The following is a 15,191-nucleotide window of genomic DNA, read 5'->3' on the forward strand; positions in this document are numbered from 1 at the left end:
AATAGATATCCTCTTCGCCCTGTTTTGTCTCGTTTATTTATTTTGTCCGCGTTCACGCTGTCTTAATTCAATCCGGCGAATTTTACCTGATGATGTTTTCGGCAGTTCATCGATAAATTCGATTTTGCGCGGATATTTGTAAGGTGCAGTTAATTGTTTGGCATGTGCCTGCAATTCTTTTACGAGACTTGAATCACTTGCATCCACATTTTCTTGGAGCACGATATATGCTTTCACGACATTCCCGCGAATCTCGTCCGGACTGGCAACAACTGCGCATTCCTTTACAGCAGGGTGTTTTACTAATGCATCTTCCACTTCAAATGGCCCAATCGTGTATCCTGAGCTGACGATAATATCATCGTTTCTTCCTTCAAACCAGAAATAGCCTTCTTCGTCCATCGATGCCTGATCACCTGTGATATAGAAGTTTCCCCTGTAGGATTTTTTCGTACGTTCCGGATCCTTATAATAGGCTTTGAACAATGCTGGGGTATCCAATGGAATTGCAATATCGCCGACTTGTCCAACTGCAACCGGATTACAGTCTTCATCTATTAATTGAACATGGTTGCCTGGGGTAGGTTTCCCCATCGAACCAGGTTTCACCTTCATCCCTTTTAGGAACCCGAGCAATAATGTATTTTCTGTTTGACCATAGCCATCCCTTACCGTAACACCAAAGTATTTTTCAAACTGGTCAATAACTTCCCGATTTAAAGGTTCTCCTGCAGAAACTGCACTATGCAAGGATGGCACATGATAGTCTGATAAATTATCTAGTTTTGCCATTAGGCGATATTCTGTCGGTGTACAACAAAATACGTTTACCTCATGTTGCTCCAGCAAACTCAAATATTTTTTAGGTTCAAATTTACCATTATAGACAAACCCTGTAGCACCTGAACCAAGTACAGATAGAAAAGGACTCCATACCCATTTTTGCCAGCCTGGTGCTGCCGTCGCCCAGACAGTGTCCCCATCATTGATACTTAACCAGTTTTCCGGTGCGGTGCGCATATGTGCATAACCCCAACCATGTGTGTGCATAACCGCTTTCGGATTCCCGGTTGTACCGGATGTATATGGTAAAAATGCGATATCATCACGGGTAGATGAAACCATTTCCAGTTCGTCTGATGCAGTCTCTTTTAATTCATCAAGCAAGTTCCAGCCCTCCACAGACTTTCCAACGGAGAATTTCACTAAGTCTTCATATTCCTTGATTCCTTTAAATTCATCCGCATAATCAGCATAGCTCACAACTCCACGAACTTCGCCATGTGTAATGCGATACTGTAAATCCTTCGTCCGGAACATTTCAGAACTTGGTATGATAATGATTCCTGTTTTTAAAGCAGCTAAATATACTTCATAGGTTTCAATGATGCGAGGCATCATCACTAACAACTTGTCTCCCCGTTTCAATCCCTTTTCCATAAATAGATTCCCGATTTGATTGGCTTGCTTTATTAGTTTTTTATATGTAACTTCTTTTCTTTTCCCTGCTTCATCTTCCCAAATGACCGCTTTTCGACTCGCATCCTGTGCATATTTTTCAATTTCCATCACGATATTATAATTCTCTGGTGCAATTAAATCTTCCCTGTTCACTTCAATCATCCTTCCAATTGTGAATACGTATTAGTACCAGATACTAATTTCTAATTATTATAACAGAGAACGTTAAATTAATAAACGATTTAATTCGTTCGTATAAAATGAATATGTTATGATAGTTATAAGAATAGGGAGGGAATTTATTATGAATAAAAATCAGTTTGAAATTCACTCAAATAAGAAAAACCATACATTGACCGCTGAACAACTTGTCTTTTACAAACAAAGCAAAGTACTGGAGGCAACGGATGATAGCGGTAATTATTACTATTTGATTTTCTATAAAAATGACTTTATTAATGGTATGAAGCGAAACCAGATTAAAATAAATTCCCACATTCATCATGCATTCACAAATGGTATCCACTTCAACGGAACCCATCCGTTAACTATAAAACTGCTTAAATCTCAAAAATCTTTCCACTTCATTTCTTTCAATCAGCTCTATAAAAACATTCAAAAATCTTATCCTAAAATAGAAACGTCATTAATTATTTCCTACTTCGATTCCTTCACGAAACCTGGTTCAGTTGAAAAACTATTTAAAAATACATTTTACGACTATCGCAGAAATGGCCAGAACATGACAGCCTATCAGCTTTTAAAGACGATTAGCAACAGTGGCCGCGAAAATAATTTTGTTCAGGATATGTTGAATGACCTCCAACTACAGCAATATAAAGCTATCTATTCGGACATGAAAAAAGTTTATGAAAAAGACCCTATTAATTTTGAGTCCGCTGCATTTGATGATTTGTTTCATGAAGAATCCGTCGATTTATTAATCCAGTTGTATCAAGAACAGAATCGTTTCCTTGATGAACTAGCTGTTCGAACAGCGCTGCTGAACGATAAATTTTCCCAAAAAAATCTTGCCGCTATCCTCTCCATATTGAATGGTTTTCCTGTGGAGGAACAAATCTCCTACTTACAAGCGCTAAAACAAACCAACTCCGTAAAAGAAAAACTGATGAATTTGATGATGGACTCCGGTAATGCAAATGACATGGTAAGATTTCTAATGACTACCAAATTTATGCCACAAGATGCGCAAATTGAAACGATCATTAAAAACTTTGAACATGCAGATAGCGGTGTTTTGACTTCCCACTTTGACCATTCAAGCAAGCGATTATTACAGCTTTGTAATAACGACAGACACACATTGGAAAGGATGGTTAAACCTTTCGTATCTGCATTTTTAGAGGATTATAAACTGAGCAAAATCATAGCCTGGCTCCAAGCCTTCCATGATGCAGGATATAATCTCCCTATCGAAAGGAAGCTATTAAAAATGAAAGCAATGATGGAAGACCCGGATCAGCAATTTGCGCTAGGTGAGCTTTACATTCAATTTCGGCAGTTTGAAAAATCAATCGACTGTTTCAAATGGGAAATGGAGCTTCACCCAGAGGATCAGAAGCCTGTCACGTATTTGTCCAAAGTTTATCTGGAGCTTGGAGATAAAGAAGAAGCTGCGGCATATCAACAGCTATTGATTCAGATGAATAAATAAGGTGAAACTTCAATCGTTCCGGGGGTCAGAATGTCCGTTCATCATTCAGGATATATCATTTGAGGCCTTTCTTGGCAGGTAGGAAAGCATAAAACTTTCCTACCTGCATAAGTGCAACTAAGGCTTTCACCGAAAGGCTTGGTGACAACCAAGTTTTCTAACGGGAATATTTAAAGCCGTTCGCAGCCAGGGAGAAATCCCTCCTGATCACGAACGGCTTACATTTATTTAATGCAACGATTTATCCAATTTCTGTTTCCAGTTGTTCTTTCGGCAATACTTCATTCATACTTCCGGTACGATACCCTTTCAGGTCAACAGAAACATAATCAAAACCAAGTGCAATCAGTTTCATTTGAATTTGTTCACGTTTTGCCAGCAAATCTGTAATCTTATCTTCAGTAACTTCAATTCTTGCAACATTTTCATGGTAGCGTACACGTACCATATCAAAGCCAAGTTTAATTAGGAATAGTTCCGCTTCATTCACTTGGTTTACCTTTTCCCGGTCAATCTGATTTCCATAAGGGAATCTTGACGCCAGGCTGCATGACGCTGGTTTATTCCAGACAGGTACATCAAGTTGTTTCGAGAATTCACGAATTTCCTGTTTATAGAGACCCACTTCCTGCAGGACACTGCGGGCTCCTTCTTCCGTTCTCGCCTTCAGACCTGGGCGGAAATCATCCATATCATCCATAATCATACCATCTAGCACATATGGATATTCCATTTCTTTGGCAATGTCATTCAGACGGGAATACAGCATTTTTTTACTGTGGTACCAGCTGTCTGGCGTATTTGCCGCAATTGCTGGATTTTCTAATTCTTTCATTTCTGTTTTTAAGACTTTTACGCCCATGCTTTCTGCAAGTTTAACAGCACCATCAAATTCTTCTTGACGGAAAAGTTCAGAAGCAACGACTACTGCAAGTACATTTTCCCCTAATTCTTGCTGTGCACGTTTTAATAGAAAAGAACTATCGACCCCACCGGAGAAAGCTATTAAGACACGCCCCATTTCTGACAGGACTTCACCAAGCTGCTCATTTTTTCCATTAAGTGTTTTATTCATATCAAATCTCCTCATTATTATATTTTATTTCCTGAAATATCCTACATATCCTCGGACTACTCACTAAAATAGTTACTTACTATTAGGTTACTGTCCAAACAAATAACTGTCAATGAAATCGCTTAAAATTAATGAAAATAAAGTTGACGAAACGCATAAAAAAGTTCCCGTTTAGAAGATTTTGCTAAGGGTAAAGTTTAAACGGCCTTCAATCCATGACAGCCAAGTTGCACGTATGCAGATAACACTTTACTATCTGCCGACAAAAGCTGTGGATGGTATAACTATCGATAGCTTTTTCGATTGCTTTTGTTCATACGTGTTTCGGACGCGTTAATTTGGTAATATAAATAACAAGGAGCGTGGTTGTCTTGGCAGCAGAATTCAACGAACAGGAATTTAATGAAGCATACGAACAAGAAACGAATAAAGTCAATGCACAACTGGATAAGGAAATTTTATTTGCCATGATTGGGGATGTGAATACCGGGAAATCCACCACTATTAATCAGATTATTGGTGAAGAGGTTGCCATGGTAGGAGCAAAACCGGGTGAAACCACCGGAATTGACCGTTATATATATCGAGATAAGATTATTTTTGCAGATACACCTGGTCTTGATGATATTAATAATAAGAATTCCGAGGAAACGATGAAATTTTATAAACATGCAGATATCATTTTATTTTTCCTCAATGCAGCGGGTACCGTTTTTTCAGAAGGGGAGAAAAAATCATTTGAGATCATCTCCAGAGAGAATAAGAATATCCTCTTTGTATTAAATAAAATCGATGCAGCAGATGATATTCCGGGGCTTGTAAGTTACGTTAAAAAAAATACAAATCACAACTATAGAGTCGTTCCAATTTCTTCACGAACCGGTGAGAATATTGGAAAACTGAGAAATGAAATTTTGGATATTCTCAAAAAAAAACATAAAGAAATTCAATTCGCCAGGCTTGTGAAAGAAAAATCCTCAACAGCAAACAAGTGGATTTTAGCGGCATCCGGATCGGCTACTGCAGTAGGTGCTGCACCATTACCGGGATCAGACTTTATTCCACTAACAGGGATTCAGGTTGGATTGATGGTCAAATTAGCAGCCCTATATGAGAAGCCCCTTTCCAAAGAAAGAGCAAGGGAACTAACGATTGCCACCATTACAGGCAATATCGGTAAAACCCTGTTCCGGCAGGTCGTCAAATTCGTTCCTGGTGCAGGGTCAATTGCGGGTGGAAGTATTGCAGGCGGAATGACATTAGCCCTTGGGTACGCCATCAAGTACGCTTACGAAAATAACATAGAGCTCAACGCCAATTCATTAAAATCCCTTTATGAATATTTCAGCAAAAAAGAAAAGATAAGGTAGGAGGACAAGATTGGTGCCTGTCACTCTCCGAAATCTGTCGAAGTTAAGAGAGCTTGGGTTACCAGGCTCTTCATAATTTATTGCATTCGAAATCATTTAAGGCTGTCTTCTGTCTTCAAATTCTTCCAGTAAAATAGAATACACTTTTAAGTCCTGATGTTGCTGTTTAATGACCATTTCTTTTCGCAAAGTCCCTTCATAGACCATACCGATTTTTTCCATCACTTTTTCTGAACCTATGTTTTCCAGCATGCACTTAGCCTGAATCCGAACCAAATTCATTTTTTCAAAACCAAATTTAATCATTTCCTTGGCAGCTTCGGTACATATTCCCATGCCCCAGTAATCTTGTGAAATGACATATCCAATCTCTGCACTATAATGCTTTGGTTTCCACCAGATAAAATCAATCGTACCAATCATTTTGCCGTTTTCTTTATATTGTATTGCCCACGGTGCTACGTCCTTATTTTTATATTTAGCTAACGCATAATTCATAAATGCCTCTGTATCTGACAACGATTTGTGGGCATCCCATGTCACATACTTGGCAACCTCTTCATTGGAACCATACAAATACATATCTTCTATGTCGTGCTTTTTTATCTTTCTGAGAATTAGTCGATCTGTTTCTAAAGTAGGCAAATCTCCAAAAATATCCTCAACCTTCATTGCTCCATCCCCCTGACTTTATATAACTAACGCTATTATATCTAAAACTGATTTATTTCACATTAGTTTTTTTATTTCCATAGCTGCCATTAAAGGGACAGGGCCGATCTATGATTTACCGCGAATAAAAAAGAGCTTGGTTTCGAGGGGGAGCGGTACCTTCCCCAAGCTCTTTAATGATTAAAAATAGAGAACAAACCTAATCACACCTACAAATTCCGCTTCGACATCTCCTTGCCGTTATATGAGAAAACCGTCTCCCTCTCCTCAACGGTAGTTTCCAAATGAACCGTTCTTCCCCATAGCTGATGAATGTATGGAAGCACATGCTCCAAATAGCGGATATCCAGTTCAATCCCTTCATATCCATGGATGAGATATAGTTCGCCGTTACGTAAGTAGTCACCATTTTCTACTACGATATAAGGGAAACCACCATTTACACGCATCGAAATGAGCTGATCTCTTACCTGTTCATAATCCTTTTCTGTTATCCGGTAATCTCTGCCCTTTTTCTCAAATAAATACATATCTTCTCTTTGAACAATTTCCTTCGTTAAATAGTTTCGGATAAAAGAAATATCCGACTCAATTTCACGTACTTCAAATATTTTCTCCCTGCCTGCATTTGGTTCATAACCGAGACGCAGCATCTCTTCCGTTGGATTATTATAGCGTTCCTCGATGTCCTCAAAAATTTTTAACCCTAAATAGTATGGATTGATTGATGTCTTCGATGGCTGGACAACTCCTGCATTTAACTTGGAAAATTCTATCGTATCGCTTGTGCTTAAGTCCATCTCCCTTAAAATTCGCTGATGCCAGTACGAAGCCCAGCCTTCATTCATGATTTTTGTCTCAAGCTGCGGCCAGAAGTAAAGCATTTCTTCACGCATCATTGTTAAAATATCACGTTGCCAGTCTTCCAATTCCCTGCTATGTTCTTCGATAAATAATAAAATATCCTTCTCGGGCTTTGGCGGAAACTTCTTTGTTTTTCTTCTCATTTTAGGTTTTTGTTCCGCTGGTTTCTCATCCAAACCCCATAAATCATCATACTGCGACCTTTTTTTTGGCAGTTCCTCAGCATCCGTATCCATATCCTCCACAGACAATTTCGAACGTACAATGGAAGGATCGATATGCTCCTGAATCGACAGGATTGCATCCAAAAAGCTTTCGACTTCTTCTTTCCCGTAAAGCATCTCATACTCAGCAATCCGCTCAGCAGTTGCTGTCATGCTTTCTACCATATCTCTTCTTGTATTGGAGAAACGCACATTGTTTTTGAAAAAATCACAATGGGCGAGTACATGGGCAATGATCAGCTTGTTCTGAATCAGACTGTTTGTATCAAGTAAAAATGCGTAGCAAGGATCCGAATTGATAACAAGCTCGTATATCTGACTTAAACCAAGGTCGTATTGCAGTTTCATCTTGTGAAATTGTTTTCCAAAACTCCAATGGGTAAATCTCGTCGGCATGCCATAAGCTCCGAATGTATATATAATATCTGCCGGACAAACTTCATAACGCATTGGATAAAAATCCAGACCAAATCCGGTTGCTATCTCGGTAATCTCTTCAATTGCACGGCTAAGTTCTTTTGTTTGTTCCACTTTCATCCCTCCAAAAGTGCTTTATACAGTTTATGATTGCTTCCTTAAATAATGTCCCGGAAAAATCGGTTGAAGTGTATGAAGCAAGAATTCAGGGTAACCTAAAAGCAGGAGGGATTCTTATGGGACACCAATCTTTAACGATAGAAGAATTTAATGAAAAACTTAAAACCTGGACCGGAAAAAATATTAAAATCACCAAAAAAGAACTTCATGATTTTGATGAAACAGTAATGGAATTAAAATCTGTTTCTTATGCCAACCATACACGTCGAATGGATGATTATGTACCAGAACATTCTCTATTGCTGAATGGAGAAGGTGAAATTGAAAATGAAGACAATCAGATGGAGCCATTGCCAACTCCACTTTATGAAATACCACTGGACGAAGCAGCCAACTATGGCTTTGATGGCTCATCATTTTCCCTGGATACGGAACGTGCTGTATATACTATTGAAGAACAATAATGAAGAATCCCCTTCCGTGAAAGGGGATTCTTCATTATTGTTCAGATGCTGTTTTCACTTCCTTCTCAATCAATAGGCTTCATGAATTGATCGTGGAATATCACGTACTATAGCTTCCCCTTACCAACTATCCTACACCGCAGCTGATTCTTTGTGGAAGAAGCTCTTCATCGCATAGTAGACATCGCCTTTTTCCTTCAATACATAGTGACGGAATTTCGGGTCGTCAATTTTTTTATAAGCATTCATCAATGTCGAGTAGCGGTTATATCCATTAACTTCTCCGTAACCGAACATATTTGATTTCCCCATAATTTCATTTACCAATTCGATACATTTGGCATTATCGGAAGTGATGTTTTCCCCATCCGAGAAGTGAAAAGGATAAATATTATATCTGGAAGGACTAAATTTAGCATCTATTACTTCCAATGCTTTAATATAGGCAGAAGAACAAATGGTTCCCCCACTTTCACCTTTAGAAAAGAATGCTTCCTCTGTGACTACTTTTGCTTCTGTATGGTGGGCAATAAATTCAAACTCAACAGTTTCATATTTTGTTCGTAAAAAGCGATTCATCCAGAAGAAGAAGCTTCTTGCCATATATTTTTCAAAGGTACCCATTGATGCACTCGTATCCATCATTGCAATGACAACCGCTTTCGATTCCCTCTTAATAACTTCATTCCATGTCTTAAATCTTAAATCATCATTATGAATCGGAGTAATTGCTGCATTACCATCTCGCGCATTTCTTTTCAATGCGGTTAAAATGGTCCGCTTTTTATCGACATTTCCCATCAGCCCTTTTTTTCGGACATCATTAAATTCAACTTTTTCGGTCGTTATTTCTGCTGGTTCCTTCTGTTTGAGATTTGGGAGCTCCAGTTCTGAGAATAATGCATTTTCAAGCTCTGCAATGGAAACCTCTGTTTCATAATAATCATTGCCAGGTTTATCCCCTGCTTTCTTCCCACTGCCTGCACCATTTTTCCCAGCTGATCCAGCATTCGGGTCACGTGCGATTACATCACCTACTTCTGAATCTCCATTCCCTTGGCCGACATGCTTTGACTTTTCATAGTTATAACGAATTTTATACTCATCCAATGAACGAATTGGAATTTTAATAACATCTCTTCCGTTAGACATGATGATGTTTTCTTCACTAATTAAATCCGGTAAATTATTTTTAATGGCATCCTTCACTTTATCAATGTGCCGTTGTTGATCCTGATAACCTTTTCGATGGAGAGACCAGTTTTCCTGGGAGACAACAAAATTCTGCTCTTGCTTTTTCTGCATTTTTATCCTCTCCTATTTTTTAAAATTTCAGTCTTTTTATCGTAAAATATTCTTTCTATATAATATGCAGATGGAAACAAGTTATTTCCAAAAATTCAATATTCTACTATAAAAAGGACTAACTTAGTCGTTAGTCCTTTTAGTGTAAGATAAGGAAGTATACTTTATTACACGAATTCTTATTGGATCATCGGTTTAAAAGACTGCCAACATAGCGGAGCAGTTCATTGGCAGAAGTTGAATTATAGCCGTGTTCATCTATTAAACGTGCTATCACTTCATTCACTTTTTTCAGTTGTGATTCATCCGGCGTCTTCGAGGATGTCGTAATTTTAACAACGTCCTTCAAATCTGCAAACAGTTTCTTCTGGATTGCTTCACGGAGCCGTTCATGTGAATTATAGTCAAAACGCTTCCCTTTTCTAGCATATGCCGAAAGACGAATCAGAATTTCCTCACGAAATGCTTTCTTCGCATTTTCCGAAATACCGATCTGTTCCTCTATGGAACGCATCAGTTTTTCATCTGGATTCATTTCTTCACCTGTCAGTGGATCTCTCAATTTATTCTTATTGCAGTAGGCCTCAACATTATCGAGATAGTTATCCATTAATGTCTTGGCAGATTCTTCGTAGGAATATACGAAAGCTTTCTGTACTTCCTTCTTCGCAATTTCGTCATATTCTCTTCTGGCAACGGCAATGAAGTTCATATATCTTTCCATATCATCCTTTGATATGGACGGGTGCTGGTCAAGACCATCCTTCAATGAACGTAATACATCCAACGCATTGATTGACGGCACTTCCTTACGAATGATTGTAGAAGATATTCGGTTAATGACATAACGTGGGTCAATTCCACCCATACCTTCATCCTGAAATTCCTTTTTCAACTCTTCTGCATCTATCTGGTTAAAGCCTTCCACACTCTCTCCGTCATATAGACGCATTTTTTTGACGAGATCAATTCCCTGCTTCTTTGATTCTTTCAATCTTGTTAAGATGGAAAATATCGCCGCTGCTCGTAAAGCATGTGGTGCCACATGGACATCTGAAATATCACTTTCTTTAATCATTTTCTCATAGATTCTTTCTTCCTGACTAACCTTAAGATTATAAGGAATCGGCATGACAATCATACGCGAATGAAGCGCTTCATTTTTCTTATTGGCTATGAAAGAACGGTATTCAGATTCATTGGTATGAGCGACGATTAGTTCATCCGCAGAAATCAACGCAAATCTACCTGCCTTGAAATTCCCTTCCTGTGTAAGCGATAGTAAATGCCATAGAAATTTCTCATCACTTTTTAAAATCTCCTGAAATTCCATCATACCCCTATTTGCCTTATTCAGTTCCCCATCAAAGCGATAGGCCCTTGGATCTGATTCTGAACCAAACTCGGCAATGGTGGAGAAATCGATGCTACCAGTCAAATCGGCAATATCCTGCGATTTTGGATCTGAAGGACTGAATGTACCAATTCCGACACGTTTATCTTCCGAGAAAAAGATTCGTTCCACTCGTACATCTTCAATTCGGCCACCATATTCTTGTTCAAGTCGCATTGTATTCAATGGGGAAAGGCTTCCTTCAATCCGGATTCCATACTCTTCAAAAAAATCTTCGCGTAAATGTTGCGGAATTAAATGAAGTGGATCTTCATGCATTGGGCATCCCTTAATAGCATAAACGGCACCCTCATCTGTACGGGAATAGTGTTCCAAGCCTCTTTTCAGCATACTAACAATAGTAGATTTCCCACCACTGACAGGACCCATCAGTAATAATATCCGCTTCCGTACATCGAGTCTTTTTGCAGCAGGATGGAAATATTCCTCGACCAATCGCTCAATTGCTGTTTCTAACCCAAAGATTCCTTCACCGAAGAAATCAAACATCTTTTGTCCTTCTTTTTCTGTTACACCGGAACTTTTTATCATATTATATACACGTGAATGGGCGGTTTGAGCAACTTCAGGTTGTGCTTTTACTATTTCGAGATATTCAGCAAATGTTCCTTCCCACATTAAGCGCTTTTCTTCTTCCCTATAGTTTCTCACCTTGTTTAATATACTCATATATTACTCCCTCCATCTGTGCAGCGGTTTATATATCCTATGCACGGACATATCGTTTCATGCCCTGACCCATCTATTTGTATCGTTTGGCAATCGCTCAAAAGCGCAAGTGCCCGTTAAGGGACGTACGGACTGGACTGAGCCGTAGGAGATAAAGGAAACACGGCGACCGGAGGGAGCCGATGTTGACTTATCGTACGGAGGTGAAGGAAGTCTCGCTAGTCCCTGGGCGCTGGAGCTGGACGTGGCCGTTTATGTGTAAGTATTAATTGCTGCCAAGTTTTATAATTCTCTTATATTCTTAGAAAACGAAGGCATGCCTAAGCCATTAGGCGAATGCCTTCGTTGCACTTAAGTAAGAAAGTTTATAATTTCTTACTTGCGAATAAAATGAACCTTATTACCCGGGAAATAATTTCTGGATTTTTGTCTAATATTGGGGTATATTGCTAGCGGTAAGCATATTTACTACAATTATTTCGATACTATTTTCATAATGGAATGGAATGCCTTCATCATTTCCTCATCTGAATAGGTAAATTGGTTTTCATTTTTTTCTAGATACACAGATGCTTTCTGGATGTCCTGAATACCTTTTTTCATATAGGATTTGTATTGCGTGTTGATAGCATTGATCTGATCTGCATACTTTTCGTCCGTTCCTTTTGTCACCGTTTCTTCATACAAATCAATGATGATTTCTCCATCGCGTTCCGGGAAAAATTCATGTGGGTCTGTACTGTCAAAAATACAGAAATCAAGTTCAGGAACTCGAACCATGTCCAGGCTGTTTGGATCAAAACTGCAATGATATAATTCCACATCGAAATTGTACCGCTCACATGCAGTTGCGATTTTTTTCATAAATGTTGATTTCCCAGTCCCTGCACGACCTTTAATAAAGTATACATTGGCAATGTCTTCAATCAGGCCTGGAACTTCATTTACAACGCCGTCAACTGTATTCGTTCCGAAGAACCGGTGGAATACATGGCCTTGTCTTGATTGGGCTTTGATGCTTTTCAATAGTTTCGCTATCAGATCATCTGCCAGTTTATCTGCACGTTCAAAGTTCATTTCTTTTATATAGATTGCTTCCAGCTCATCATGAATGTTAAGACCTGTTGCAAAGTTTGCATAAGCATCATGCATTAAAGAAAGGTATTTCTCTTCGTTACTCCGATAATTTTCATTTGTTTTCTGCGCCTCACCTAAATCTAATTCAATTACCCTGTCTAGTTTGGTGTTCATTCTATCCGTTAAAATGGCTGTTGAACTTTCGCGTATCAAAATACCATCCAAATACGTATTACCGAGTGGGCTTTTTATAATCTCTACTCCTTGTTTCATGTCCAAAGCATGGAGGACTTTTTTAATGACACGTGTTTTCACAGTTTCTGAAGGGTGTTTCAATACGATAACTTGGTTTAAATGATTTAAATTTGAGGTTAAGTAATGAAGGGGACCTTTTGCTGTATTGCCGCTAACATAATAGCCTATTATGGACAAGATCGACCACATCCTTTTTTAATATTTTATGTACTGCCCAGTTTCATGTGAATTTATATTACTAACTCTCCAAAGATTTGTCATGCGATGATGATCCTTTTTATGTTAATTGTATTTTTCTTACATTTATGTCATTATGTTATACTTCATATATAAAGTGGAAACTTCATCCATTAGTACAATGCCATCCTGCTAAAATCTTAGACTTACACGCATTAACGGACACCTCTATTTTCTGTGATTACTTGAATGAGGGTTTGTTGCCGTTACCTGCTATTAATAAATAGAAACTGGTGATAGAAATGATCAAAAATTACTACTCAATAATCGATATAGGTTCAAATACGATGCGGCTTGTTATATATTCTCAGGAAAATTCCGGCCGTTTGCATGAAGTGGAAAACGTGAAGGCTGTGGCCCGTCTGCGGAACTATCTCGATGACAAAAATATGTTAAATGAAGAGGGTATCACAAAACTAATCAACACATTAAAAAGCTTTAAAAATGTAGTTAAAACATATGAATTGACTAAGTTTACCTGTATAGCCACCGCGACAATCCGCCAGGCAAGAAATAAAGAGGAACTTAAGAAAATTGTTCTGGAAGAAATCGGTTGGGATATGCGGATTTTGTCGGAAAAGGAAGAAGCTTTTTACGGATATCTTTCCGTTGTAAATTCCACTTCCATCACCGAGGGAATCACTGTCGATATCGGTGGCGGAAGTACCGAAGTAACCTATTTCAAGGATCGTATACTAAAGCATTATCACAGTTTTCCATTTGGAGCTTTGACACTGAAAGAATTTTTCCCAGACAACAACAGATCAAATGAAAAAGGTATGGTCAAGTTACGCGGATTTCTTCAGGAACAGTTTCGTACGCTCGATTGGCTGAAAAATGGCGATGTGCCTTTAATTGGTATTGGCGGAAGTGCGCGTAATATTGCTCAAATTGATCAGAATATCAAAGCATATCCACTGGCTGGCCTTCATCAATATCAAATGAATGACAGCGATATAGCACAAATCGTCACTTACCTTGCTTCTTTAAATAAGGAAGACTTGGAGAAAGTCGAAGGTCTCTCCAAGGATCGCGCTGATACGATACTGCCGGCAGCATGTGTTTTCCTCAGTCTGTACGAAACGATTGATGCAGAAGGGTTTATCCTAAGCAGGAAAGGACTGCGGGATGGTGTGTTTTATGAGTATTTATCAAAGAATTCCAAGACAAATTTATATCCGAACGTGCTTGAAGACAGTATTGTAGAGCTCATTTATGAATATAATTTGAATATGAATCAAATCCGCCACATTCAATTTTTAACCCGAACATTTTTCAGAGGACTGCAGAAAAAAGGTATTGGCTCATTGACGAAGGAAGACTGGGTACATCTTGAGCGAGCCTGCTATGTGTACAACCTTGGACAATACATCGATTCTGAATCAAGTTCACAGCATACTTTCTATCTGCTGGCCAACAGGACCATTGATGGTCTGATGCATATTGACCGACTGAAAATGGCATTAATTGCTTCATATAAAAACAAGACTGTTTTCAAGCAATTTATAGATCCGTACAAACACTGGTTTTTAAAAGAAGAAAGAAAAAAGCTAAGTCTGCTGGGGGCCATACTGAAATTCACGTATAGTCTGGATGCAACCAAAAGGCAGGTAATTGAAGACTTCGATATGAAGATAGGAAATAATAATCTTACGTTGACAATATACTGCAATAAGGATTTCAACCCAGAAAAGTATCAGTCTGAGAAACAGAAAAAGCATTTGGAAAAAATTCTCGACAAGAATATGGAGCTAATCTTCTTATCAAATGAATAAAAGATAAAATGTTCATGTCACATCCTTTATGGTTACAAAACTTTAGAAAAACTTATCATTTCTCCACTTGATTATAATATATAATTATGATATATAGAGAAATTTAGAGGGTGATTA

At 38.4% G+C, this 15,191-nt stretch carries 11 protein-coding genes; 4 read left to right on the top strand and 7 right to left on the bottom strand.

Translation table 11 applies throughout. The features are described 5' to 3' along the window. Positions 1–33: 33 nt before the first annotated feature. Positions 34–1,614, bottom strand: a complete 1,581-nt coding sequence (gene mbcS, locus MN204_RS06840; RefSeq protein WP_249870359.1) for an acyl-CoA synthetase MbcS — start codon at positions 1,612–1,614, stop codon at positions 34–36. A gap of 151 nt (positions 1,615–1,765) precedes the next feature. On the opposite strand from mbcS, the gene MN204_RS06845 reads away from it, so the two are divergent. Next, complete coding sequence (locus MN204_RS06845; RefSeq protein ID WP_249870360.1) at positions 1,766–3,136, top strand: tetratricopeptide repeat protein; 1,371 nt, start codon at positions 1,766–1,768, stop codon at positions 3,134–3,136. Positions 3,137–3,377: 241 nt separating this feature from the next. Here the strand turns inward: MN204_RS06845 and larE are convergent, their stop codons facing one another. Next, the gene (gene larE, locus MN204_RS06850; protein ID WP_249870361.1) at positions 3,378–4,211 is read right to left on the bottom strand and encodes an ATP-dependent sacrificial sulfur transferase LarE; all 834 of its coding nucleotides are present in this window, start codon (positions 4,209–4,211) and stop codon (positions 3,378–3,380) included. Between the two features lie 371 nt (positions 4,212–4,582). Between larE and MN204_RS06855 the strand changes: the two genes are divergently transcribed. Further along, positions 4,583–5,581, top strand: a complete 999-nt coding sequence (locus MN204_RS06855) for a GTPase (protein ID WP_249870362.1) — start codon at positions 4,583–4,585, stop codon at positions 5,579–5,581. Positions 5,582–5,677: 96 nt separating this feature from the next. Here the strand turns inward: MN204_RS06855 and MN204_RS06860 are convergent, their stop codons facing one another. Together MN204_RS06860 and MN204_RS06865 are read right to left on the bottom strand one after the other, a co-directional pair. Continuing rightward, positions 5,678–6,253 carry a GNAT family N-acetyltransferase gene (locus MN204_RS06860; protein WP_249870363.1) on the bottom strand — a complete coding sequence of 192 codons (576 nt, stop codon included), beginning with the start codon at positions 6,251–6,253 and terminating at the stop codon, positions 5,678–5,680. 209 nt (positions 6,254–6,462) lie between these two features. Further along, positions 6,463–7,872 (bottom strand): SpoVR family protein, encoded by a 1,410-nt coding sequence (locus MN204_RS06865; protein WP_438804688.1) that lies wholly within the window; start codon positions 7,870–7,872, stop codon positions 6,463–6,465. A gap of 122 nt (positions 7,873–7,994) precedes the next feature. On the opposite strand from MN204_RS06865, the gene ymzB reads away from it, so the two are divergent. Then, the gene (gene ymzB, locus MN204_RS06870; protein WP_249870365.1) at positions 7,995–8,342 is read left to right on the top strand and encodes a protein YmzB; all 348 of its coding nucleotides are present in this window, start codon (positions 7,995–7,997) and stop codon (positions 8,340–8,342) included. A gap of 132 nt (positions 8,343–8,474) precedes the next feature. On the opposite strand, the gene yhbH is transcribed toward ymzB, so the two are convergent. The 3 genes from yhbH to MN204_RS06885 form a co-directional block, all read right to left on the bottom strand. Continuing rightward, entirely contained in the window at positions 8,475–9,647 is a 1,173-nt protein-coding gene (yhbH, locus tag MN204_RS06875; protein ID WP_249870366.1) for a sporulation protein YhbH, read from the bottom strand. Positions 9,648–9,834: 187 nt separating this feature from the next. Continuing rightward, positions 9,835–11,730, bottom strand: coding sequence for a PrkA family serine protein kinase (locus MN204_RS06880; protein ID WP_249870367.1), 1,896 nt, complete (start codon positions 11,728–11,730; stop codon positions 9,835–9,837). 474 nt (positions 11,731–12,204) lie between these two features. Further along, positions 12,205–13,239, bottom strand: coding sequence for a hypothetical protein (locus MN204_RS06885; protein WP_249870368.1), 1,035 nt, complete (start codon positions 13,237–13,239; stop codon positions 12,205–12,207). A 302-nt stretch (positions 13,240–13,541) separates the two neighbouring features. On the opposite strand from MN204_RS06885, the gene ppx reads away from it, so the two are divergent. Beyond that, positions 13,542–15,074, top strand: a complete 1,533-nt coding sequence (ppx, locus tag MN204_RS06890) for an exopolyphosphatase (RefSeq protein ID WP_249870369.1) — start codon at positions 13,542–13,544, stop codon at positions 15,072–15,074. Positions 15,075–15,191 lie beyond the last annotated feature (117 nt).

Origin of the sequence: Oceanobacillus saliphilus (genome assembly GCF_023522835.1) — a bacterium.
In the GTDB taxonomy this organism is placed as follows: Bacteria; Bacillota; Bacilli; order Bacillales; family Amphibacillaceae; genus Oceanobacillus; species Oceanobacillus saliphilus.